This window comes from Bacteroidota bacterium (genome assembly GCA_016194975.1).
In the GTDB taxonomy this organism is placed as follows: domain Bacteria; phylum Bacteroidota; class Bacteroidia; order Palsa-965; family Palsa-965.
On the sequence record JACQAM010000008.1, the window covers coordinates 90,108 to 115,185 of the forward strand.

Below are 25,078 nucleotides of genomic sequence, written 5' to 3' on the forward strand. Positions count from 1 at the left end.
CAGGCCATAGTGGAGCGACTACGGCCAAGAAATGCAACGAAGGATGAATAAAAATGGCGCATAACAAAACAGAAGGATGAAATTTAGACAGCCTCTTAGTCCGCACATTCCGAACTCCGTTCCCTGACTGCTGATGTGGCCCATTGTATCATACTCTTTCTTATTCGTACTTTTACCTAAACAAAAAAAACTCCAATGAAAAAAACGCTACTCTCTATTTCTTCTTTTTTATTCTGTGCATCTGCATTTGCACAAATTTCCAATCCCGGTTTTGAAACCTGGGTGAATAACAATGAAAGCCCGCATACCTATTTGGTTCCGCAGGGATGGATCACCACCGATGTGATTCAGTCCTACTTCAATAACCTTTTCGGGAATCCAACTTATGTTGTAAACACTACTGCACAAACTACCAACTCACATAGTGGCACGTATGCTGTGCAGATGTCTGTTGCTGTAAGCAATGCCGGAGACACGGTGATGGGCGCAGTAATTTCTGATCCTTCTGCAACCAATGTCGTAAATGTTGCATTAGGCGGTGGCGGGGCAATGGGTTATGCCTTCAACCAGCGTCCTGCAAATCTTACCGGTTTCCGTAAACTGGCTATTGCAGGCGGCGATTCCGCAGCTGTTGCAGTTATATTTACAAAATGGAATTCCGTTACCGGCACGCGCGACACGATCGTGAATCTGCAGAACTATTATTTCGGAACAGCGGCAGCAGCATGGACCTCTTTCAGTATTCCGCTTCCTTATCTCTCCGGACTTACTCCGGATACAGCAGTGATCTTTGCAGGTGTTTATTCCACTAACACAGCCGGACATGTCGGAACCGTTTTCACGATCGATGATCTTGCTTTCACCGGAGTTGCAGGAGTGGAAGAACAAACGGCAAATTCTTCCGTGAATATTTTTCCGAATCCATTCAGCGATCAAACCACATTTCATTTCAATGACATGCAATTGAAAAATGCAACGCTCATCATTTATGACGCCACCGGAAATAAAGTACGCGAGGTGGAACAACTCAATGGCGATACGTTTGTAATGGATCGCGAAGGACTCGCCGGCGGAATGTATTTTTATAATATCACCAGCGAAAATGCAGTGATCGCAAAAGGAAAATTATCGGTAGAATAAAAAAATATTTTTCTGTGTAACGCCTTCTTCATTCCGAAGAGGGCGTTTTTTTTGGAGCGGCACTTCGTCACTTCTTCATCGCTCTGTTCCCGCATCCACATGATAACGGTTCATGATCGCTGCGCAAATTCCCACCGTGCCCGGGCGCTTTCGTATGGAAACTTTTTCGAGATAACCGCCGTCACGTTTTTTGTAAACGTATTCTTCGCGATGATACGTCACATCCACGAACGATGGTTTGAACTCCATCAACGGATCGATGCCTTCGTAAATAGAACTGATGCTCTTCCCTTTCAAAGGAGGAAGAATTTCTATAGAGAATAAAGTGGAGTTCGCAGATTTGAAATGGTCGGTGACTTTCATGGTTTTCCTTCTTGAGCAATGCGGGAAGCAAAAGTACATAATCTCTGAAAAGAGTGATTTACCAATCGAGCCTGCTTACTTTCATACGATCCTTTTTCTCGTCATACATAATCTTCCGGAAATTTTTCTCTTTCAATTCAATATTCAAAGTCGATTCAATTTCGCTGAATAATTTCATTTCCCGGTCCCCGATCTCCGTGAATGGAAAATTCATATTGATCCAAAATGCCTGGATGCTTGTCAGTACAAAGAAAAAGTTATTATTCCTGAGTAGCCTTTCATTTTTCAAGACCTCAGCGTACGGTTTCAAGAATTTACATGATGGGGTGAAAGTGAAATCAGCTTGTATTTTTATTAATAGCAAATGTTTTTCCAGCTCCAGGTATTTCTCCAGCAATTCCACTGCCTTTCCAAAATCCGCTGAAGCAATTTCCCATTCTGGTCCGGCACCACTTATATTCCCGTGCGATGCTATGATCGTTAGTTTATTTTCAATATCAGCAATGGCATTCTGATAATTTACACTCGGTGGATTCAGAGTAACAGCGGTAATGCTGAATGAATGGACTTTTTTTTCGTTAGTGTATTTTTCAAAGAAGTCATTGATCAGGGACATGTAAATCTTCCGATCTCTTCTTCTGAAAGCTTGATGTTTTCTTGGAGGTGTTCCGTATGAAATGAATTCCATCTTCTTCATCGTTCTGTTTTCAGTTCTTATATCCACTAATACGGTAAATAACCCAATAATCAGGGCCGCGATCCATCCATTCCGGTGATTCCAACTGGCGGACTTCTGTAATTCGCCCTTTATCATCATACACGAAACGGAATTTCTCACCATTGACAAAACATTCCTTTATTCTTGAATTTTTATCATAAACGATATCCGTGACTTCATCTGTTCCATATTGTAAAGAGATCAGTTTCCCTTCCGGATCATAGGAATAATATTCGTCTGCATAGTGACAGGCTATTCGGATGTCATCATTGAAATAGTGAAACAATCCCGACGGGCCTTCATCTGAAAAATGTGAAGAGTAATAGTACAGCAATGTTGTGCCACTTTTCGTTGAAGTATCAATTCGATCCAGCTGACTCCGATAATCATTGAACGCAAATGGAACTGTTCTGAAAAAACTGTCCACCGTAATATTTCTCAGTTTATCTACCCGGTGAAAACAAGTGTCATGGATCACAACGGCCTGCTCTCTTGTAAAAGTTGGAACAGTGTCAATACAGTACAATTTCCAGAGCATTTCAAACGGAGCATTTGCGGAGTCAGGCGATGTTATCGTTTTCACCTCCCTGAATTCTGTTCTCGCCAACCATCTCGCGTTCCTCATGTACAATGTGACTTTAAGATTCTGCGATTGAGACCAGCATGAAATTGATGACAGAACCGACACGAAGAATAGAAAAGCCCTTTTCATTTGCTCCAAAATAACGTGAAAAGAGAGATTGGTTACCACAAGTGCATTAATTAAAAATCATTTAGCGGTCGACTGCTTACCGTCTACTGATTTCTGCTTACTTATCCGTACTTTCGCACCCCGACAATTCGGGGGCATTTCCCAAATGAAAAACATCCGCAATTTCTGTATCATCGCGCACATCGACCACGGTAAATCCACGCTGGCGGATCGTCTTTTGGAATTCACAAAGACGATCTCGGCGCGCGATATGGAAGCACAAGTGCTGGATGATATGGATCTGGAAAAAGAGCGCGGCATCACCATCAAGAGTCACGCGATACAGATGGATTACGAATACAAGGAAGAAAAATTCGTGTTGAATCTCATTGACACTCCCGGTCACGTTGATTTCTCCTATGAAGTTTCCCGCTCGATCGCATCATGCGAGGGCGCGCTCCTGATCGTGGACGCCGCGCAGGGCATACAGGCGCAAACGATTTCTAATTTATATCTCGCGCTTGAAAATGATCTCACCATCATTCCCATTCTCAATAAAATAGATCTTCCCAGTGCAGAACCCGAAGTGGTGAAAGACCAGATCGTGGATCTGCTCGGCTGCAGGCGCGATGAAATTCTTTCTGCATCCGGAAAAACAGGAATAGGAATTTCAGAAATTCTCACTGCTATCTGCGATCGTATTCCGGAACCGAAAGGAGATCCCAATGCTCCGCTGCAGGCACTCATCTTCGATTCCGTTTTCAATTCTTTCCGCGGCATCATTGCCTATTTTAAAATTCTGAACGGAGAGATCCGTAAAGGAGAAAAAGTAAAATTCATCAATACGGGAATGGAATATGGCGCTGATGAAGTTGGAGTATTGCGATTGAAAATGGAACCACGAGATGTGGTGAAGACAGGCGATGTCGGGTATATTATTTCCGGAATAAAAGATGCGCGTGAAGTGAAAGTGGGTGATACCATCACGAGTGTTGCAAATCCGAGCACCACTTCCATCAAAGGTTTTGAAGATGTGAAGCCCATGGTGTTCGCAGGAATTTATCCGGTGGACACGGACGATTTCGAAGAGTTGCGTTACTCGATGGAAAAATTACAACTGAATGATGCGGCGCTTACCTGGGAACCGGAAGCATCTGCAGCGCTGGGCTTTGGTTTTCGCTGCGGATTTCTCGGAATGCTGCACATGGAAATTGTGCAGGAACGTCTCGAGCGTGAATTCAATATGACAGTGATCACCACGGTGCCAAACGTTTCCTATATCGCGCATACTACCTCGGGTGAAGTAACGCACATGAATAATCCGAGCGATATGCCCGATCCCGGAAAAATAGATTTCATTGAAGAACCCTACATCAAAGCAAATATTATTTCTAAATCGGAATTCGTGGGCACCATCATGAAATTGTGTCTCGAGAAAAGAGGACTGATCATCAATCAAACCTATCTCACCACCGATCGCGTGGAATTGGTTTTCGAAATGCCATTGGGAGAAATTGTTTTTGATTTTTACGACAAACTGAAAACAATTTCCAAAGGATACGCATCGTTCGATTATCACCAGATCGGTTATCGCCAGAGTGATCTTGTGAAACTCGACATTCTCATCAACGGCGATCAGGTCGATGCTTTGTCGGCGCTCATTCACCGTTCCAAAGCGCACGAGTTCGGAAAAAAGATCTGCGAAAAATTAAAAGAACTTATTCCGCGCCAGCAATTCCAGATCGCATTACAGGCAGCCATTGGTGCGAAGATCGTGGCGAGAGAAAATATTTCTGCGCTCCGGAAAGATGTAACAGCAAAATGTTACGGAGGAGATATTTCGCGGAAAAGAAAATTACTGGAGAAACAGAAAGAAGGAAAGAAACGCATGCGGCAGATAGGAAGTGTGGAAATTCCCCAGAGCGCGTTCATGGCGGTGTTGAAGTTAGATTAGAGTCGTTTATTTTTTCGCAACTCTTTCGGACCATAGCACTTCAATCCATTCGGAAATCCCCTTCTGAAACTGTATATTTGTAATATGAAATGGCAGGATCATATTTCTTCCGAAAAAGATGTTCTTCTTGGTAAACCAACTATTACGGGAACAAGAATTTCAGTTGACCATATCGTTGGATTGCTTGCGCAGGGATGGACAGAGAAAGAATTGCTCGAAAATTATCCGCGACTTTCTAAAGAACATCTCAAGGCGATTTTCGCTTACATTCATGAGTGTATCAAGGACGGTTTGCTTTATGCTCAGATCAAAAAGTCCACATAATGCGATTGCTTGCCAATGAAAATTTTCCACTTGCCAGTACTATTTTTCTTCGCGGAAAAGGTCACGACGTGATCGCGATCGGTTCTGATTTTCTTGGATTTACTGATGTAGCTATCATCACTCTTGCAAATGCAGACCAGCGTACGATCCTGACTTTCGATGCTGATTATGGTGAACTTATTTTCAAGCTTGGTTTGAAACCTGCCAAAGGTGTGATCTACCTGCGTCTCCAAGAATTTTCTCCTTCTGAACCAGGCGAGATCATTCATACAATTATCGCGGATCCGGATTTCAATGCCGAAAACACACTTACAGTTATTGAACGTGACGGAATAAGACAAAGGAAATATTAAATGCGGCAGATAGGAAGTGTGGAAATTCCCCAGAGCGCGTTCATGGCGGTGTTGAAGTTAGATTGACGATCCGACGATTCGCATATTCACACCTACTCGCAATTTGTATATCAGTAAAATCTGTAATCCTCCCCCGTGTGCAAGCATGTGCGCAGACGCAAAGAAGCCACCTCCTTTTGAGAGATGGCCTCCTACCGTTCACCATGGGTTGGCTATTGCAAAACGATTTTCTTTGTTCCGGTTTTTCCGCTGATCTTATCCTTCACCTGTATGAAATAAATTCCCGTTGGATCTCCCGAGAGATCGATCCTCAGTGAATTTCCGGTGAGTTCCTGCGAAGAAATTATTTCACCGAGTGTATTCATCACCGTGATCAGTTTCTCAGAATTATCGCGCGTGGTGATGATAAATTCTCCGTTCGTGGGATTAGGCATTACCTGGAATGAAAGCGGCATTGGTGCGACCATTCCGGTGGTGAGCATGACCATTACCGTGTGATAAATTGTATCCGAACATCCGCCGGTAGAAATAACTACATAAGCATTCATCGGCCCTGGTGTCAGGTACTGATGAGTAACAACCGCACCGCTTGCTGTTCCTGCATCACCGAAATTCCAGGAATAGGATGAATTCGGAGAATTTGAATTTACCGTAAATGTTGCAGTGAAACTTGTCCACGTAGTATCCGGCATCATTGCATTTCCCATCAGCACGAAGGTTGAGTTTAAATACAACGCGAGATTTCCGTTGCTCATGTTCACCGTATTTGTTCCGAAACACCAGATCCCATCTGAATCGAAAGTGGTATCAACCGAATTGCCTGAAGTAAAATTATATTCCACCAATGCATTCACTCCTGTTGCAAGATTATTCGGAATAATAGTTCCCCAATGAAAATTCAGTGAATCGACACGGTTGCGGTAAAACGGTGCTGTGCTTACAAATTGCCGGAGATAAAGTGAATCATCTTCTACGATCGCAAAACTCTGTGGACGTCCGCCTGCATTGATATTATCATAAACGCCAATGAAATTTTTTGGCGCCGCATTGAGGGAATCCCAAAGTGCAGAACCTTGTGTAGCGCTCATTGATGTTGTTCCGAAAGCAAGCGACTTTACCTGGAAAGCATTTCCAACAAGACGGTTCGCCACCGTAGTTCCGCCGGCCCCGTTATTGATCATCACTTTCACGTAAAGAATATTTCCTGGAAAAAATCTTCCGTTCGCTGTTGGCTCCACGCCAAACCATCCTGAATAATTTCCTCCTGCATCTGTCATGAGCGAATCGAACCCGGTATTGGAAGTCATCGACGGATTCTGAATTCTTCGGATGACGCGTGTATTTTTATTTACAACGATGGGAAGACCTGCTCCATTGGAGGCCATCGACATGGTGGTATCCATCATGGTGAAATAATGATAAGTTGAATTCGGATTGAGCCCCGTTAAATTCAACCAGCACCAGAACGGAACGCGTGTATTATTTGATGCGGCTGACGATCCTTCAATGACCTGCGGCACTTTTCCCCCGTTTATCATGGGTACTTGTGCATAAAGTCCGGAAGTGATCAGGATTAAATAAGGAAGTATTAGTTTTTTCATTTAGCAGTTGTTTTCCGACCACAAAATTAGCCGCAAAGGATTTCCACTTCGAAAAAATCCAATTGTTTTGTTAAGATGTAAATGTTGATTTCTTGTCAAAAACCCTGTATTGGCAGGGGTTTCAGCGCATTAGCGAATGTTCATTCAGCCGGAATTTTTTCTTCCACCCAATCCCCGTTTTCACGGATAAGGTCAATAAGCGCATCCACAGCTTCGGCTTCGGGAACATTCCGTTTCACTACTGTTTTGCCTTTGTAAAGTGTAATTTTTCCGGGACCGGTTCCTACATAACCATAATCTGCATCTGCCATTTCTCCCGGGCCGTTTACGATGCATCCCATGATCCCGATCTTCACTCCTTTGAGGTGAGAAGTGCGCTGGCGGATCTTATTTGTAGTGATCTGCAGATCGAAAAGAGTGCGGCCGCACGACGGACAGGAAATGTATTCTGTTTTCGAGATGCGTGTGCGCGTGGCCTGCAGAATTCCGAAAGCGGTGGAATTGATAACCCGGAGCGGAGTTGTGTTGGAAGACAACCATACGCCGTCGCCAATCCCGTCGAGCAGCAGAAAGCCGCAATCGGTGGAGGCGCTGAGCCGGAAGTGTTCTTCGTCAATACCGGAATAATTTCTGCAGATGATGATCGGAAGAGTCTTGCAATTTCCAATCGAAAAATTATTTTTAATTGAAATAAATGCTCTTCTCATTTCCGCAGCCGCATGCGCATTCGCACTGTTCAGCACAAGCACAATATTTTTTTGCGATCTTATTTTCGCCAGGAAATTTTCATCCAAAGTTTTTATGTCAATGGCAATGAAATTCAGTTCCCCCGATCTTCTTTCCGATTCAAAAAATTCATTGCCACAGAACAGCGGGTAGCAACGGGAAGTTTCCTTCAGCGATTTCCATTTTTCTGAATTGTAAATTATTCCAAGTGTTCCCGGGATTTCAAAATTCACATCGTTGTTGCCCGTGTACACGTAGTCGCAGGCGAGATCCGTGATGTTCCATTTATCAGTCGAAACAAAATAATTATAACCGACAGCAAAAAGTGATGCAGGAGTAATTTCATTTTGGCCTGAAAAGTCTGCAATGACACGCGGAACATTCGCACTTCCGATATTTGCAACATTCAAACAATTTTCGCGCTCATATTCATAGGGAGAATAAGGAAGAATTATTTTTTCATCATCACTTTTGATTTCCGGAATTTCTACATGATCTTTTCTTTTCGCATAGCGCTCCACCAGCATTTTCGCAACCGGAATTTCAAATTCAGGCTCTTCTGTCAATGAAACACGAACGGTATCGCCCAATCCGTCTTCCAACAAAGTTCCTATTCCCGCCGCCGATTTTATTCTGCCGTCTTCACCATCGCCCGCTTCCGTAACACCCAGATGCAACGGATAATTCATTCCCGCGCGCATCATCTGCTGCACAAGCAGGCGATACGCCTGCACCATCACCTGCGCGTTACTCGCCTTCATGGAAAGAACAATGTTGAAATAATTTTCATCTTCACATATCCGTAAAAATTCCATCGCACTTTCCACCATTCCCAGCGGAGTATCGCCGTAGCGCGAAAGAATTCTGTCGCTCAGAGAACCGTGATTGGTGCCGATACGCATCGCAGTTCCGTATTCTTTGCAGACTTTTACCAATGGAATAAAACGCTCTCGTATGCGCGCGAGTTCCGCATCATAAGTTGCATCGGAATATTCAATGTGTTCGAATTTTTTTTTGTCGGCGTAGTTGCCCGGATTCACTCTTACTTTTTCTACAATGCGAGCTGCAAGTTCTGCGGCATTGGGCGTGAAATGAATATCGGCGACCAGAGGAGTTTTGTATCCGCGTGCGCGCAATTCTTTTTTTATCGCTTCTAAATTCTGCGCTTCTTTCAGACTCGGTGCGGTAATGCGAACATATTCACATCCCGCTTCTATCATGCGTATCGATTGCTCCACCGTCGCTTTTGTGTCGAGCGTATCGGTGGTGGTCATCGATTGCAGGCGAATGGGATTTTCTCCGCCCATTGGAGCATCGCCGATCGTTACAACACGCGTTTTCCATCGGGAATATTCTGTCAATGAATTGCAGTATGGAAGAAGGGAATTCACAGTACAAAGATAAGGCGCTAAGCCGGGTGTACGAAAAACGAAATGTTACGAAACGTTATTCGCTTTGGTAAGAAGCAACTCACTTCCTCATCTTGATCCATCCATTCAGAAAAACGGTGGAAAGAATGATGGCCGCGCCAATGTAAAAATAGCCGGTGAGTTGTTTGTCCTCATGAAAAATAAAGTAAGCGAAAATAATTCCGTAAAACGTTTCGAGATTAAGGGTGAGTGAAACCGTGTAAGCGCTCACTGTTCTCAGAATGTAAAGACTGATGAGAAACGGAACCGTAGTGCAGGCAATGCTCAGTATGATGAGATAAAAAAGATCTTCGTGCGACATCGTGATCCACGTTCCGTTCCAGGGTTTGAAGAGGAGAACGAAAATGCTCATCGCAATAAATCCGCCGAGAATTTCATACAGCGACATTTTTGTTCCGTCGTGTCCTTTCTGCACGAGAAAAGCATTCATCACTGCGAGGAGGGAAGAAGTGAGTGCAGCAAAAATTCCCAAAACAATTCCAAGTGCGTATTGCCTTTCCACCCCGAAGATCATAATGAGTGCGCCCACCACCATTAAACCAAAAATAATTTCATAGGCACGGACTTTTCTTTTCATGAAGATCGGTTCGATGAGTGCAGTGAAAAGTGAGCCGGTGGAAAATACGGCGAGTGTTACGGAAACGTTGCTCACTTTTATGGCTTCATAAAAACAGATCCAGTGAACGGCGAGATCGAGTCCAACGAAGAAGTAAATGAGCATTTGCCGGGAGGAAACAAGGATACTTTTACGACGGATGAGCAGGTAAGCAAAAATACCGGCAAGAGCGATGGGCAGCCGCAGCCACACTAATTTGTAGGAAGGAAGCGTGATTTGTTTTCCGAGGATCGCTGTCCATCCCCAAATGAAAACCGTGAGGTGAAGCAGGAAATAGTTGCGGCGGCTTTCAGACACAGATCGGATTTTTTGCGGCAGTAAATGTAAGCGTTTGTGGCGGCGGGGTTGTGCAGGAAATTGAATACGTAAGATAATTTCAAATCATTTTGCAGGCATTGTGAATGTGCAGCATCTTTGTATCGCAAACAATAGTAGAAAGCGAACATGAATTTTTTCAGAAACATACTCATCATCGGAATGCTCCTCGGCCTGTTGCTGATAGGGGCTTCTACTTCGAGGGCGCAGGCGATATGTACCGGAAATTATACGTTTACCACGAGTGGGCTTACCGTTAATTTTTCCGGAAGTACTTCTGCCAACATCACCAATGTGGTTTGGGATTTCGGCGATGGCAATTTTGATAATTCGAATCAGTTGAATGTATCACACACGTATGCTTCGCCGGGAATTTACACGGCGTGTATTCAATATTACGATTCAACCATTTGCGGCGACAGTACTTGTCATCCCATTATGCTGAGTTCCTGTTACGGAACGATTTCTTTTAATGTGAATGGAATGACGGGAATTTTTTATGGCACTGCAAATGGCGCCGGCCCCAATGTAATTTACGCATGGAATTTCGGAGATGCAACTACTTCCAATTTGCAGAATCCTTCTCACACGTATGCGAATACGGGCGTGTACACCGTGTGCTTCGCCTACTATGATACCTCCAATGGGTGTTCCGATTCGGTTTGCACGCAAGTGAGCATTACCGGAAGCTGCTACGCCGATTTTACGTGGATCGATTCGCTCGGATATTGTTTCTTCATCAATCAATCTTCGACGGGAAATACTGGAAATTATTTCTGGGATTTTGGTGACTCTTCTACGGGAAATACTTTCAATCCATCGCACACGTATGCGAATCCCGGAATGTACCTGGTTTGCCTCACGGCGTATGATTCCATGATGAATTTCTGCGATTCAACCTGTCATTGGGTGACCGTCAATAATGTGCAGGGAATTCACGAGCGCACATCTTCAACGGATGAAATTAATATTTATCCAAACCCATCCAGCGGCACATTTACTGCGTATTTCACTTTAGAAAAAAATTCAGAAGTGCGATTTGCACTCTACGATCTTTCCGGCCGGCAGGTTCAATTGCTGGAGAAAAAAGAATTCACAACCGGAAAACATAATGAAGATTTCAATACCGACGGACTGCCTTCAGGAACTTATATCCTTCGGATCAATTCAAATACACAAACGATCAATTCACGAATAATAATTACAACGAAGCTTTAACACAGCAACAATCAATACCAGGCCGAATATTTTTCTTAATGGCCTGCATTACTCCTCCGATTTCGTGTGTTTTTCGGAGGAAAACCCGGGAGGGCGCTGACGGGAGACGGCGCCCTCCATTTTTTTAAAAAGCTGACGCGTCACACAGAGCTTGCCGAAGTGCGGCGCCCTCCATTTTTTTAAAATTATTTCATTCGAGACAGCTTGCCCTGAGCGAAGCCGAAGGGCCCTGCAATTTTTTTTAACGCGCTGAAGCAAACAAAAAATTGTACATCGCGAATGGTAAATCGTACATCATTCCATGTCTAACTTTGTTCCATGCATTCTCCCGTTTATCTCGATCATAATGCAACAACACCTGTCGATGCGCGTGTACTCGATGCCATGCTTCCTTTCTTCACAAAGAATTTCGGCAATGCATCCAGTCGCACGCACGCATACGGGTGGGTGGCTGCAGATGCGGTAGAAGAAGCAAGGAAGAAAGTGGCTGAACTTATTTCTGCAGAAGCGCAGGAAATTATTTTTACTTCCGGCGCAACAGAGTCCATCAATCTCGCGATCAAAGGTGTTTTTGAGAATTATTCCGCGAAAGGAAAACACATCATCACGACAAAAACAGAACACACAACCGTACTGGACTGCTGTGCTAAACTGAAAAATTCAGGTGCTGAGATCACTTATCTCGGTGTTGATCACGAAGGAAAAATAAATCCCGGCGAATTGAAAAATGCTTTGCGGAAAGATACGATCCTGGTTTGCGTGATGCTGGCGAATAATGAAACAGGAACCATCCAGCCCATTGGTGAAATCGCTGAACTTGTTCATGCCAACGGAAGTCTGTTGTGTTCTGACACAACCCAGGCCATAGGTAAGATGCGTGTGGATGTGAATGAAATGGAAATTGATCTCGCCTGTATTTCTGCTCACAAAATTTACGGACCCAAAGGCAGCGGGGCGCTTTTCATTCGCAGGAAAGATCCGCGCGTTACGATCACAGCGCAGGTGCACGGGGGCGGGCACGAGCGGGCACTCCGTTCAGGTACGCTCAATGTTCCGGGAATAGTTGGCCTTGGCAAAGCAGCAGAAATTGCCAATGAAGAATGGTGGAATGATGCGCAGCGTATTTCGTTGCTTCGCACAAAACTCGAACAACAGATACAGGATTGTGGAAATGTGGTGATCAACGGTTGCATCAAAGACCGGCTTGCCAACACTAGTAATATTTCTATACTGGGAATAAAAGCAGACCAACTCATTCCGATGATCCCGAACATTGCAATCGCTACGGGCTCCGCATGCACTTCCGCAATTCCAGAACCTTCTCATGTGCTAAGGGCGATGGGAATTGATGAGGAAACAGCATTTTCCTCCATTCGCATTTCATTGGGGAAAACAACTTCGGAAGAAGAAATAAGTTTTGCCGGCAAAGAGATCTGTAACCAAATAAAGGAATTGCGTTATTGATAAAAGGTTTGTTAACAAACATTCTTCCTTTTCCTGTTCATTACTTGGTCCCTTACGCTTTATTACCAATGAGCATTTAACATAGTTTTGAAAACTAAAAACACACATCGTACGTTATTCTTACAATGAAACGTTTTCTCCCCGCAGTTTTTTTCCTCGCCGCTTTTATATTTTCCCATGCGCAGTCCACGGTTCCGCTCGGGCCGAAAAATAAAAAAGGAAGCAATGGAAATACAGCGCATCTTTCCGGCAAGCCCATTAAGCAAACGGAATTCTATGATGAGGAAAACAAGCACAAGAAAAGTGAGATCTATTATCTCGGCGATATCAAACAGGGCAAATGCACTTATTATTATTACACCGGCAAGATCGAACACACCGGCGCTTACAAATATAATCTCGAGGACAGCACGTGGAATTATTATTTCGAAGACGGAGAAAAAAAATCAGTTGAGAATTATTACAACGGAAAAAAGAACGGCACTGCTAAGTATTGGTACAAAACCGGGCAGGCAGCACTCCTCTGCAAATATGTCGGTGATCTTCCCGATAGCACGTGGACCACTTATTATGAAAATGGGAAAGTAAAAAGCATTGAACAGTTCAAAGCTTACGAAGGAGATTTCAATTACATCTCGCACAAGAACGGACATTTTCAGTATTGGGACGAGAATGGAAATATTCAGAACGACGGTTATTTTGTGAACGATACGCTGGAAGGAAAATATACGGCGTGGTTTCCCAATGGAAAAAAGCAACAGGAAGGAAATTATTCCAAAGGACAAAAAACGGGCGACTGGAATGAATGGTTCCGCGACGGAACTCCGCTTCAGCATTTGAACTATGAGAACGGAAATGAATTACTCATGGATTTCTGGAGTGAAGGCGGAAAGCAGGTTATTAAAAACGGGTACGGAAAAATGTTGCTCGTGTATGATAACGGAAAAAAAAGAGGAGAAGGAATTTATCGCGATGGATTGCGCGACAGCACGTGGACGTTTTACACACAGGGAGGAAAACCCGATTTTAAAGATGAATTCAAACAGGGAAAGAAAAACGGAAAAACAATTCACTGGTATGAGAGCGGTCAAAAGAGCATTGAGGGAGAATACGCCAACGATCTGAAAACAGGAACGTGGACGTGGTATAAAGAGGACGGAACAAAATATCAGCAGGGAGAATTTGCCGATGATAAACGAAATGGCCATTGGCAATTCTGGTATGACAAGCAGAACCAGATGCAGATGGATGGCTATTACAAGAATGATAAAGAAGATGGCAACTGGACATTCTGGTATCCCGCAGGGCAGAAATATAAAGAAGGGCCATTCGCAAATGGAATGAAAAACGGGCAATGGACATTTTATTTCGAGAACGGACAAATGCTGCAACAGGGAGTTTATGTAAATAATATGAATGACGGCGCGTGGACATCGTGGTACGATAACGGGCAGATGAAAGACCAGGGCTCATTTAGAAAAGATTCGCTCATTGGCAAATGGGATGGATGGTATTACAATGGGAAACAGAATTATTCAGGCCAATATGATGATGGAAAAAAAACAGGGGAATGGACTTTCTGGTGGGACAATGGAAAATTGCACGAGAAAGGAAAATATACCGATGGTGTGAAATCAGGAAAATGGATTACGAATTATGATACGGGTTTACCCGATGAGATCGGAACTTACAAAGAAGGAAAGACCAATGGCAAATGGAAATTCTATTATGAAACCGGGGCGCTTAAAACAAAAGCGAACTACAAGCAGGGAAAAATTTACGGGAAGACAATTAATTATTACGACAACACAAAGATTCAAAGCATCACCCGAAATAAATTATACATAGAGAAACAATATGTGCTCACGAAGAAGAACGGGAAAAAAGTGTACAAGAAATTATTGGTGAGCAAACCAAACGGCACCTGGATCTATTACGACGAGAAAGGAACGGAGATGAGCCGCATGAAATATAAAAAAGGATTGAAAGTGAAATAAAAAAAATTGCCCGGGCGAAATTGCCCGGGCGGATGTTATTTCATGGGATGTTCAGGATGTTTTTCTTCTGACCTTTCTGAAGTGAGGATCATTCGGGTGATCGAAATGGCGCCTCGTGTGAATGTGGGGATGCTCATCATCGACTGAATTCTTTTTCGATTGCCCTGAGCCGAAGAACCAGGCAACGAGGATGAGGAATACGATACCGGAAATAAGCAGTATCACCTCAAGCGAACTGAAACTGTTGTTCGAAATGTCCTTTCCGGGAGCATTTGTTGCCAGTGCTGCTTTTGCATTCGCAAGCATCAGTAATAGGAAAACTGCGATCCATTTCAGTTTTCTCTGTCCCAGGTTGTTTTTTAAGGTTTTCATAACGTTACGGGTTTAAGTTGAACGTATGCCCTTGGGAGGTTGAATAAGGCAATTCAAGCAAAGAACTTTATCGTTGATCTGATCTTACTTATCAGTCGATTCTACGTATCAGACGAATCATGGTTTCAGGGGTTGCCCTTGCTTTTAACAAAATTCTGTCTTATATTTGCCTCCTGTTTTTAGTAGAAGAAAGATCAGGGGACGTGAGTCCCCTGTTTTTTTGCCATGATCAGTACAACATTCATACGCGAACTCGCCGAACAGAAAATTCAGTCAGATCAATCCGGGAATTTTCTGGTGGATGTGACGGTGAGCGCTGCAAACAGGATTCGTGTAACGCTCGATAATTTCAACGGCGTGCGTATCGATTATTGTGTGAGCATGAGCCGGTTCATTGAAAAAAGTCTCGATCGTGATGCAGAAGATTTTGAATTGGAAGTTACTTCCGCCGGACTCGATCAGCCATTCCGCGTTTTCAGGCAATACCAGAAAAATCTTGGAAAAATAGTGGATGTGAAACTGGCAGACGGAACAAAACTCGAAGGACGTTTGCTTTCTGCCGATGAATTGCAGATCGAGATCGAACAGGAAACAAAAGAAAAAACCGGAGGCGGAAAAGGAAAACAACTCGTAACAAAAAAAATAAGTATTCCACTTCTCGAAGTAAAAGAAACAAAAGCTGTAATTAAATTCTGAAACTACATACTTAACCAAAAACCAGATCACGGAAAACAAAAACGATCACAATCACAATTAAAATGGAAAACATCAACCTTATTGAATCCTTTTCGGAATTCAAAGAAACCAAGAACATAGACAGGGCTACGCTCATGAGCATTCTCGAAGATGTGTTCAGAAGCCTCATCCGTAAAAAATACGGAAGCGACGAAAATTTCGATTTCATCGTGAATCCTGAACGGGGCGATCTCGAAATATGGCGTAACCGTGAGATCGTGGACAATGAATTTGCGGAAGATAGTTTCGATTACGATCCTAATAAGCACATCAGTCTTTCCGAAGCAAAAAAAATAGAACCCGATTTCGAAATTGGTGAACAGGTTACCGACCGCATTGTTCTCGATGATTTCGGACGCCGTGCTGTTCTCTCCATTCGTCAGAATCTTGTTTCGCGTGTACTCGATCTTGAAAAAGATTCACTCTATAAAAAATACAAGGAACGTGTGGGCGATGTAATTACCGGCGAAGTCTATCAGGTTTGGAAAAAAGAAACACTCGTGCTTGATGATGAAGGCAACGAACTCATCCTTCCTAAAACAGAACAGATCCCGGGAGATTTTTTCAAAAAAGGAGATACGGTGCGAGCCGTTGTTTCCAAAGTTGATCTGCGAAATAATTCACCGGTCATCATTCTTTCACGTACTTCACCTTCCTTCCTCGAAAAATTATTCGAAATGGAAGTTCCCGAAATTTATGACGGACTCATTACCATCAAGAAGATCGTTCGTGAACCCGGTGAACGCGCTAAAGTTGCAGTGGAATCCTATGACGATCGCATTGATCCGGTTGGCGCGTGCGTGGGAATGAAGGGTTCACGCATTCATGGCATCGTGAGAGAATTGCGCAATGAGAATATTGACGTGATCAATTTCACAACGAATTCTACACTGCTCATCCAACGTGCTCTTTCTCCTGCAAAGATCACTTCTGTAAAACTCGATGACGAGAGTAAACGTGCAGAAGTTTACCTGAAACCCGACCAGGTTTCACTCGCTATCGGAAAAGGCGGCCACAATATCCGCCTCGCAGGACGTCTCACCGGTTACGAGATCGATGTTTATCGCGATACGGATGAAGATGTGGAAGACGTTACACTCGATGAATTTTCGGATGAGATCGAACAGTGGATCATTGACGAATTCAAATCCATTGGTTGCGATACTGCAAAAGCCGTTCTGGAACTTTCTGATGAAGAGCTGGTGAAACGCACCGATCTCGAAGAAGAAACAGTGAAAGAAGTGAAACGAATATTAAAATCAGAATTCGAATAATAAACAAGAAAATACAATAGAATCGCCTGGAGGCACTTTATGTCAGAACCAGAAAAAACGATCCGGCTCAGTAAGGTAAAAGGGGAACTCAACGTTTCCCTCGACCGGATATTTGAATTTCTCGAAGAGAAAGGATTCAAACTTGACCGTAATCCTAACCAGAAAATTTCTGAAGAGCATTATCGTTTGCTCACCAAGGAATTTGCGCAGGACCGCGAAGAGAAAGAAGAATCAAAACTCGTCGGGCTTTCTTCTAAAGTGAAGAAGGAATCCATTATCCTTAATGAAGAACTCACCAAATCGGATCGCCGCGCCCGCGAGCGTGACCAGGAAGAGATCATCATCAAGGACATGAATAATCCTTCAACGAAAACTGTAGAACCAAAAGAAGCAAAGGAGAAAAAAGAAAAGAAAGAAGAGATTACGCGTGTTGTTCCTGAAAAAACAGTTGCAGTAAAAGTGATCTCTAAGATCGAACTCGGCGCCGATAAAGGAAAAGAGAAAAAGAAAAAAGATGCTGCTGCCGAAAAAGAGACGAAAGACAAAACAAAAAAAACCACTAAAAAGAAAAAAGAGGAAGAAGCACCACCGGTAGAAAATATTGAAGAGGTAGTTACTGAAACACCGGTCACCACCGAAGAAGTTGCTCCGCCGGAAGAAGTGATCTTCCGCCGCTCCGTTGAAAAACTGGAAGGCCCCAAGATCATGGGCAAGATCGATCTTCCTGTGAAAGAAGAAAAGAAAAAACCGGTCGCTTCTTCCAGCGCACAATTCGAATCGGATAAAAAGAAAAAAAGAAAACGCATTCGTAAAGAAGGCGGGCCTGTTAACCTACAGCCGGGACAAGAAGGTGGCGGCCGCGGACAAGGCCGTGGAAAAGGACAGCAACGCCAGTCACGTGAAGCTCGTCCTGAACTCACAGAAGAAGAAGTACAGAAACAGATCAAAGAAACGCTTGCACGACTCAGCGGACAGGGAAAATCAAAAGCATCAAAATATCGCCGCGATAAACGCGAACAGATCTCGCAGCGGATTGAAAAAGAACAGGCAGAAGCCGAAGCACAGAAAGGTGTTTTGAAAGTAACGGAATTCGTAACCGCAAATCAACTTGCAACAATGATGAACGTTCCTGTTACGCAAATCATTTCTACCTGCATGACCATCGGTTTGTTCGTTTCCATCAATCAGCGTCTTGATGCGGAAACCATTTCACTTCTTGCACAGGAATTCGGTTACAAAGTTGAATTCGTGAGCGTAGAAGTGCAGGAAGCAATTCGTGAAGAAGAAGATAAACCGGAAGAATTAAAAGATCGCCCTCCCATTGTTACTGTGATGGGCCACGTCGATCATGGAAAAACTTCTTTGCTCGATTACATTCGTAAATCGAATGTGATTGCAGGTGAAGCCGGCGGGATCACGCAGCACATCGGCGCTTACTCGGTGGGACTGGAAAATGGAAAACACATCACGTTCCTCGATACACCGGGACACGAAGCGTTCACCGCAATGCGCGCGCGTGGTGCGCAGGTCACCGACGTTGCGATCATCGTTATTGCTGCTGACGATAGTGTGATGCCGCAAACAACAGAAGCGATCAATCACGCACAAGCTGCCGGAGTGCCCATTGTTTTTGCGATCAATAAAATTGATAAGCCCGGTGCAAATGCTGATAAGATTCGCGAAGCACTTGCGAATATGAATATTCTCGTTGAAGAGTGGGGTGGAAAATATCAGTGCCAGGAAATTTCTGCTAAGAAAGGATTGAGCATTGATACGCTGCTTGAAAAAGTTCTGCTCGAAGCGGAATTGTTACAACTGAAAGCAAATCCTGAAAAACGCGCAACGGGTGTGATCATCGAATCTACTCTCGACAAAGGACGCGGCTACACTGCAACTGTTCTCGTGGAGAATGGAACTATGCGTGTTGGCGATGTAGTGCTTGCAGGATGTTACAGCGGCCGTGTGAAAGCGATGCATAATGAACGCGGACTCGATGTGATAGATGCCGGACCTGCGACACCCGTGCAGATTCTCGGATTAAGCGGCGCGCCGCAAGCGGGCGATCAGTTCAACATCATGGCAGATGAGCGTGAAGCGCGCGAGATCGCAACACGTCGTTTGCAATTGCAACGCGAACAACAGATCCGCACCACAAAACATATTACGCTCGATGAGATCGGCCGTCGTCTTGCTATTGGTGATTTCCAGGAATTGAATGTGATCATCAAAGGTGATGTGGACGGTTCCATAGAAGCGCTCGCCGATTCATTGCTGAAACTTTCCACCGAAAAAATCCAGATCCGCATTGTGCACAAAGGTGTCGGTGCGATTTCAGAATCGGATGTGCTGCTTGCTTCTGCATCGAACGCGATCATTGTGGGATTCCAGGTTCGTCCGTCGGTGAGTGCAAGAAAATTGGCAGAGACCGAACAGATCGACATCCGTTTGTATTCCATCATTTACAAAGCTATCGAAGAGATCAAAGCGGCGATGGAAGGAATGCTTGCGCCGGAATTCGAAGAGAAGATCACGGGCAATATCGAAGTGCGGGAAGTTTTTAAAATTTCAAAAGTGGGAACAGTCGCAGGATGTTATGTGCTCGACGGAAAAGTGAATCGCCAGACCAAAGTGCGTATCATCCGCAATGGAATTGTGTTGCACGACGGAGCTCTCGGTTCGCTCAAGCGTTTCAAAGACGATGTGAAAGAAGTTGCTTCCGGTTACGAATGCGGACTGAACATCGACAAGTTCGACAACATTGAAGTGGGCGATATTATTGAAGGATACGAGATGGTGGAGATAAAAGGAAAGCTTTAGAAATTTTCCCAAAATAAAATAACAAATTCCAAAGGATGCCGTTGTGCAGCCTTTTTTATATAGCCCGCTTTAAAAAGTTCAGGAAAATATTTTTAAAACGAAAACAGGAACACATTGCTGCATTCCTGTTTTCTGAAAAGAAAAAATATTTTTACGGAAGTAAAACTCCAATCGTGAAACTGAGTTTGTAAGCGATCGGGAAATTCTGTCCGCCACTGCTATGGCTGTAATAGAATCTCGGAAGATTTGCATAGTCAAAAGTAGAATTCGGGATCGATGTGTGCGATTCAACTCCGTATCCCAATCCGCCTGAAAGATCGAGCGTGAGCATATCTCCAAACACCATTTGCCTTCCGATGTTCAGAAGAAATGCGCCCGAATTAAAAGTTGCTTTTGTCGTTGTGGTGGTGTAAGTAAGATTATTGTAATAAGAAATGTCTTTTGTAAAATTCGAATACATCACTTCCGGTTCTAGATAAAATCCACCGAGCGCGTAACTCCATTGCATGTCTTTCGTCACCACTTCAGGAACACGTTTGAAACGCATTCCTGCTTTGAGGTAAAATCCTGCTGCGTTCTGATCCATCATCGTTCCCACTTTCGGCCCGATGAATCCCACATCAGAAACTACTGCACGCGTAGGCGTGAGCGCCTGCTGGTAACCGATCGAAACAAATCCGAGAAGCGGGGAGAACGGTCGCGTGGTGATTGCACGTTTTCTCATTCTTAAAGTACTGTTGGGCGTAACGGACATCTGATCCTGCGTCATCATTTCTACACTTCCGTTTTCATAAACGATCTTGATCACTTCTGTTTTGGCAATGACATAAACGGGGCCGTCCATATTATCCCATTTTTTGTACTTGATCTCGGATGTTCCTACTTCCGTTACTTTAGCAGCGATGATGTCGCCACCGACTTTGTAAATTTTATCCTGCGCAAAAGCAAAGGAAACGGCGAAGATGAACAGGAGAGAAAGAAAATATTTTTTCATGAGGTTGGATTTTTGAGTAATAAATGTATGAAAAATCGGGAAGGTGGGCAAGTGATATCCGTCACTTGGTTTCAACGCTATCTCCTTCGCTGTTTCCACAATCCGCTCATTTACAAAAACAAGCCAAATTCTTATCTTCGTGTTATGATTGATTTGATAAATAGCAATGTGAACGAATTAAGGAAAATTTGTGTGAACCACAATGTAAGTTCCTTGTGTCTTTTTGGTTCAGCTGCAAAGGGAAACTTCAAATCGGACAGCGATCTGGATTTTCTTGTGCGGTTCAATGATAAAATCAATCTGCTTGATTATGCCGACAATTTTTTTTCAATGATAGAGGAACTCGAAAAGTTGTTCAACAGGAAGGTGGATCTTTTGACGGTTTCCTCTTTGAAAAACCCGATTCTAAAAAAAGAAATTGAAAATACTCAAATAGCGCTCTATGCTGCCTGATAGAATACTCAAATATATTCTTGATATAGAAGCTATCATTGAGGAAATTGAACTATTAAAAAAATCCGTTGCGAATGATTTTAATAAATTTAAGGATGATTTTAAATCAACCAGAGCTGTTGAGCGACAGCTTGAAATTATTGGAGAAGCTGCTAATAAAATAAATCAACTTGATCCAACAATAGAGATCACCGGAATAAAAAGTATTATTTCACTGAGAAATTTTATCGTTCACGCTTACGATTCCGTTGATCATGAAATACTTTGGGGAATTATTCAAAAAGATATACCGGTTCTAAAAAATGACATTCAAAACATGAAAAAATAACATTTGAAAATTACCGCAACACCTTCTTGCCTTCCAACACCATCTCCTTCGCCGTCTCCACAATAGCATCCGCATCAAATCCACATTCCTTCCACAACTCCGTTTGTTCACCGTGCTCAATGAATGAATCGGGAATTCCCAAACGTTTTATTTCTGCGTGATAATTATGATCTGCCATGAATTCGATTACCGCGCTTCCGAATCCACCTTGTATGCAACCATCTTCAACAGTAATTATTTTATCGAAAGTTGAAAAAACTTCATGCAGCATTTCTTCGTCAATAGGTTTTGCAAAACGCATATCGTAATGGGCCGCATTCACTCCGGCTTTTTTCAATGAGGCACATGCTTCTACTGCGAAATTTCCGGGATGACCGATCGTGAGAATCGCAACATCCTTTCCATCACATATCTTCCTTCCTTTGCCGATCTGAATTTCTTCGAATGGCGTTTTCCATTCGGTAAGCACACCTTGTCCGCGCGGATAACGGATGCTCATCGGAAAATTATTTTTTTCCAGTTGCGCCGTGTACATCAGATTTCTCAATTCACTTTCATTCATCGGCGCACTCACCACCATATTCGGAATACAGCGGAAATATGCAATGTCGAACGCACCGTGATGCGTAGGCCCGTCTGCGCCCGCGAGTCCGCCGCGATCGAGACAGAAAACAACATGAAGATTCTGCAAAGCAACATCGTGCACGACTTGATCGTACGCACGCTGCATGAACGAAGAATAAATATTACAGAACGGGATCATGCCTTGTGTGGCGAGTCCTGCGGAAAAAGTTACTGCATGTTGTTCGGCAATTCCCACATCGATCGCACGATCGGGCATTGCTTTCATCATGATGTTGAGTGAACTTCCCGTTGGCATAGCAGGCGTGATGCCCATAATCTTTTTATTTTTTTCCGCAAGTTCAACAATAGTATTTCCGAAAACATCCTGGTATTTCGGTGGCTGCGGTTCATTGGTGACGGGCTTCACAATTTTTCCGGTGGTCTTATCGAACAACCCGGGGGCATGCCACACCGTTGGATTTCCTTCTTCAGAAAATTTAAATCCTTTTCCTTTCGTGGTAAGTACGTGAAGAATCTTCGGGCCGGGAATATCTTTCAAATCTTTCATCACACTCACAAGTCGATCCACATCGTGCCCGTCAACAGGGCCGAAATAACGGAATTGAAGTGATTCAAAAAGATTACTCTGTTTAAGCAGCGCAGATTTCAAAGTATCACTGATCTTCTTCGCCACGTATTGCGCATCAGGGCCGAATTTGGAAATTTTTCCGAGCAGCTTCCACACTTCATCTTTCACTTTATTGTAAGTGTGTGAAGTGGTAATGTCATTTAAATATTCTTTGAGCGCACCCACATTCGGATCGATGCTCATGCAGTTGTCATTTAACACAACCAGCAGATTGCTCTTTTCAATTCCTGCGTGATTCAGTCCTTCGAATGCAATTCCCGCCGTCATCGCGCCATCGCCGATCACCGCGACAACATTTCTGTCTTTTTCATTTTTACGATTCGCAGCAACAGCCATTCCGAGTGCAGCAGAAATAGAGGTGGAAGAATGTCCTACACCGAATGCATCGTATTCACTTTCGCTCCGTTTCGGAAAACCGGAGATCCCTTTGTAAAGACGATTCGTATGAAAAATATTTCTGCGTCCCGTGAGAATTTTATGTCCGTATGCCTGGTGGCCTACATCCCACACGAGCTGATCGTAAGGCGTATTGAAAACGTAATGAAGAGCAACCGTCAATTCTACTACACCAAGACTTGCGCCGAAGTGTCCGCCTTTTTTGGAAACAAGGTCGATGATGTACTGGCGAAGTTCTTTGCTCACTTCCGGCAACTGGTCTTCGCGCAACTTTCTCAGATCGGAAGGAACATGAATCTGTGAGAGTAATTTTCCTGCTTTGAATTCGTCGGAATGGGGGTGCGTGCTCATTGGTTTGCTGTTACAAATATACTAAGAAAAAAAGTTCGATTTCCGAAGGAAAACGCCGGTATTAACTTGTTGTTGTTGATATACGATCGAATGTTGGTTAAGGGATGTTAATGGCTACGAATTACGAATGGGAAGATGGACATGGATTTAGTAAGCGAGAAACGAATTATTCCCTTCAGCTGCCTCAGTCCATTTTCAATTCGTAAAAAAAGAAACATATTTACCAAAGAATTCCCGTAATAAAATGCACCATTACTGGCAGAATTTTTGTGGCAATAGTTAAAACCATTTTCCGTTGAAATTAAAATACAATTGTTTTCCCTTCTTGTTATTTTTCTGTGCAGCGATCTTTGATTTTTCGTTTGTTCGTGCCGATGATCATTTTGAGGGATATTCATTCGAAGAAACGTATTCAGCAAAAAGAGACGAGTCGTTTTTGAAATATCAGTTTCATCGCGACAGCACTTATCTGTTTACCGATTCAACAAAAAGTGTTGTTACAAAAACTTCAGGCATTTATCTTTTCATCAACGAGGAACTGAATCTTTTCAAAGATGATCGCAAGACGATAGCCGGTTCTTTCTTTATGTGTGATCCGCACTTCGAAAAACCAGAAAGCGGATTTGTGATGCATGGCTATTCCCCCGGAATAATTTTTTACGCGCGATTGGTTGACAAATCCAATTTGTATGATTACTCACGATCAACGGAATTTCCATTGAGCAAAAAAAATAAATTGATGAAGTTTGAATGGAATGATACGGAATACGGCAAACAAGTCAGGCAACTCCCTGTACGCACGATCTCAGAAAATGCAATTCCGTTCGTGAGTGTAGAATACATTCTGCGCAATGTGGATTTTGTGTGGCACGGAACTTTTTTTGTGGATACTCTGCATTGCGGAAAGCCGGTTGATGTGGCAAAAAAAGTTCACGCAAAAGATTCAATGGCCGTTGCGCAATTCAACATGAATGGATATTACAGCAATTATTCGTACGACTCTCTCCGAAGATTGACTCATTACAGTTTTGGCGGGCCAAGTTGCAATTCCTGTTTCGACGGATTCAGTTTTGATATTACCTATGCGGGAAATTCAGGTAAACCTGTTGATATCGGAGATAGGGATTATCTGAATTATAAAATTTTCTACGACGAAAACGGAAGTGTAAGCAGGATAGAAATGTGGAATTATAAAAATATACTGACGACGCTCACTGTTTCGGAATAGAGTCGTG

22 protein-coding genes are annotated in these 25,078 nt (G+C 43.4%); 13 read left to right on the forward strand and 9 right to left on the reverse strand.

Annotation, left to right across the window (positions count from 1 at the left end; all coding sequences use genetic code 11):
* Nucleotides 1-195: 195 nt before the first annotated feature.
* On the forward strand, nt 196-1,140 hold the full coding sequence (locus HY064_06670; GenBank protein MBI3510328.1) for a T9SS type A sorting domain-containing protein: 945 nt from the start codon (nt 196-198) through the stop codon (nt 1,138-1,140).
* A 75-nt stretch (nt 1,141-1,215) separates the two neighbouring features.
* Here HY064_06670 and HY064_06675 read toward each other — a convergent pair whose 3' ends face one another.
* The 3 genes from HY064_06675 to HY064_06685 are packed head-to-tail and all read right to left on the reverse strand — an operon-like array spanning nt 1,216 to nt 2,804.
* The gene (locus tag HY064_06675; GenBank protein MBI3510329.1) at nt 1,216-1,503 is read right to left on the reverse strand and encodes a methylenetetrahydrofolate reductase; all 288 of its coding nucleotides are present in this window, start codon (nt 1,501-1,503) and stop codon (nt 1,216-1,218) included.
* Nucleotides 1,504-1,561: 58 nt separating this feature from the next.
* The gene (locus HY064_06680) at nt 1,562-2,200 is read right to left on the reverse strand and encodes a hypothetical protein (GenBank protein ID MBI3510330.1); all 639 of its coding nucleotides are present in this window, start codon (nt 2,198-2,200) and stop codon (nt 1,562-1,564) included.
* Between the two features lie 10 nt (nt 2,201-2,210).
* Nucleotides 2,211-2,804 carry a hypothetical protein gene (locus HY064_06685; GenBank protein MBI3510331.1) on the reverse strand — a complete coding sequence of 198 codons (594 nt, stop codon included), beginning with the start codon at nt 2,802-2,804 and terminating at the stop codon, nt 2,211-2,213.
* 274 nt (nt 2,805-3,078) lie between these two features.
* Here HY064_06685 and lepA point away from each other — a divergent pair, with 274 nt between their 5' ends.
* The 3 genes from lepA (at nt 3,079) to HY064_06700 (ending at nt 5,543) form a co-directional block, all read left to right on the forward strand.
* On the forward strand, nt 3,079-4,866 hold the full coding sequence (gene lepA, locus HY064_06690) for an elongation factor 4 (protein MBI3510332.1): 1,788 nt from the start codon (nt 3,079-3,081) through the stop codon (nt 4,864-4,866).
* 84 nt (nt 4,867-4,950) lie between these two features.
* Entirely contained in the window at nt 4,951-5,190 is a 240-nt protein-coding gene (locus HY064_06695; protein MBI3510333.1) for a DUF433 domain-containing protein, read from the forward strand.
* Entirely contained in the window at nt 5,190-5,543 is a 354-nt protein-coding gene (locus HY064_06700; protein ID MBI3510334.1) for a DUF5615 family PIN-like protein, read from the forward strand. Before HY064_06695 ends, HY064_06700 begins: the two co-directional genes overlap by 1 nt.
* Nucleotides 5,544-5,755: 212 nt before the next feature.
* Here HY064_06700 and HY064_06705 read toward each other — a convergent pair whose 3' ends face one another.
* The 3 genes from HY064_06705 to HY064_06715 form a co-directional block, all read right to left on the reverse strand.
* Nucleotides 5,756-7,144, reverse strand: coding sequence for a T9SS type A sorting domain-containing protein (locus tag HY064_06705; protein ID MBI3510335.1), 1,389 nt, complete (start codon nt 7,142-7,144; stop codon nt 5,756-5,758).
* 140 nt (nt 7,145-7,284) lie between these two features.
* Nucleotides 7,285-9,261 (reverse strand): (E)-4-hydroxy-3-methylbut-2-enyl-diphosphate synthase, encoded by a 1,977-nt coding sequence (gene ispG, locus HY064_06710; GenBank protein MBI3510336.1) that lies wholly within the window; start codon nt 9,259-9,261, stop codon nt 7,285-7,287.
* A 79-nt stretch (nt 9,262-9,340) separates the two neighbouring features.
* Complete coding sequence (locus tag HY064_06715; protein MBI3510337.1) at nt 9,341-10,213, reverse strand: DMT family transporter; 873 nt, start codon at nt 10,211-10,213, stop codon at nt 9,341-9,343.
* 147 nt (nt 10,214-10,360) lie between these two features.
* Here HY064_06715 and HY064_06720 point away from each other — a divergent pair, with 147 nt between their 5' ends.
* From HY064_06720 to HY064_06730, 3 genes are all read left to right on the forward strand, one after another.
* A complete protein-coding gene (locus tag HY064_06720; GenBank protein ID MBI3510338.1) occupies nt 10,361-11,449 on the forward strand; it encodes a PKD domain-containing protein in 1,089 nt (362 codons plus the stop codon).
* 318 nt (nt 11,450-11,767) lie between these two features.
* Nucleotides 11,768-12,913 (forward strand): aminotransferase class V-fold PLP-dependent enzyme, encoded by a 1,146-nt coding sequence (locus HY064_06725; GenBank protein MBI3510339.1) that lies wholly within the window; start codon nt 11,768-11,770, stop codon nt 12,911-12,913.
* 125 nt (nt 12,914-13,038) lie between these two features.
* Nucleotides 13,039-14,910, forward strand: coding sequence for a toxin-antitoxin system YwqK family antitoxin (locus tag HY064_06730; GenBank protein ID MBI3510340.1), 1,872 nt, complete (start codon nt 13,039-13,041; stop codon nt 14,908-14,910).
* Nucleotides 14,911-14,961: 51 nt separating this feature from the next.
* On the opposite strand, the gene HY064_06735 is transcribed toward HY064_06730, so the two are convergent.
* Entirely contained in the window at nt 14,962-15,282 is a 321-nt protein-coding gene (locus tag HY064_06735; GenBank protein MBI3510341.1) for a hypothetical protein, read from the reverse strand.
* A gap of 225 nt (nt 15,283-15,507) precedes the next feature.
* On the opposite strand from HY064_06735, the gene rimP reads away from it, so the two are divergent.
* The 3 genes from rimP (at nt 15,508) to infB (ending at nt 20,108) form a co-directional block, all read left to right on the forward strand.
* Nucleotides 15,508-15,978: a ribosome assembly cofactor RimP gene (gene rimP, locus HY064_06740; GenBank protein ID MBI3510342.1), complete on the forward strand. Its 471-nt coding sequence runs from the start codon at nt 15,508-15,510 to the stop codon at nt 15,976-15,978.
* A 62-nt stretch (nt 15,979-16,040) separates the two neighbouring features.
* A complete protein-coding gene (gene nusA / locus HY064_06745; protein MBI3510343.1) occupies nt 16,041-17,291 on the forward strand; it encodes a transcription termination/antitermination protein NusA in 1,251 nt (416 codons plus the stop codon).
* Between the two features lie 39 nt (nt 17,292-17,330).
* A complete protein-coding gene (gene infB, locus HY064_06750) occupies nt 17,331-20,108 on the forward strand; it encodes a translation initiation factor IF-2 (protein MBI3510344.1) in 2,778 nt (925 codons plus the stop codon).
* A 151-nt stretch (nt 20,109-20,259) separates the two neighbouring features.
* Here infB and HY064_06755 read toward each other — a convergent pair whose 3' ends face one another.
* Nucleotides 20,260-21,102: a hypothetical protein gene (locus HY064_06755; protein MBI3510345.1), complete on the reverse strand. Its 843-nt coding sequence runs from the start codon at nt 21,100-21,102 to the stop codon at nt 20,260-20,262.
* A 153-nt stretch (nt 21,103-21,255) separates the two neighbouring features.
* Here HY064_06755 and HY064_06760 point away from each other — a divergent pair, with 153 nt between their 5' ends.
* Both HY064_06760 and HY064_06765 read left to right on the forward strand, forming a co-directional pair.
* Entirely contained in the window at nt 21,256-21,555 is a 300-nt protein-coding gene (locus HY064_06760; GenBank protein ID MBI3510346.1) for a nucleotidyltransferase domain-containing protein, read from the forward strand.
* Complete coding sequence (locus HY064_06765) at nt 21,548-21,883, forward strand: DUF86 domain-containing protein (GenBank protein MBI3510347.1); 336 nt, start codon at nt 21,548-21,550, stop codon at nt 21,881-21,883. The genes HY064_06760 and HY064_06765 overlap by 8 nt, the downstream gene beginning before the upstream one ends.
* Before the next feature lie 10 nt (nt 21,884-21,893).
* Here the strand turns inward: HY064_06765 and HY064_06770 are convergent, their stop codons facing one another.
* A complete protein-coding gene (locus tag HY064_06770) occupies nt 21,894-23,843 on the reverse strand; it encodes a 1-deoxy-D-xylulose-5-phosphate synthase (protein ID MBI3510348.1) in 1,950 nt (649 codons plus the stop codon).
* A 325-nt stretch (nt 23,844-24,168) separates the two neighbouring features.
* Between HY064_06770 and HY064_06775 the strand changes: the two genes are divergently transcribed.
* On the forward strand, nt 24,169-25,071 hold the full coding sequence (locus HY064_06775) for a hypothetical protein (GenBank protein ID MBI3510349.1): 903 nt from the start codon (nt 24,169-24,171) through the stop codon (nt 25,069-25,071).
* The last annotated feature ends 7 nt before the right edge of the window (nt 25,072-25,078 follow it).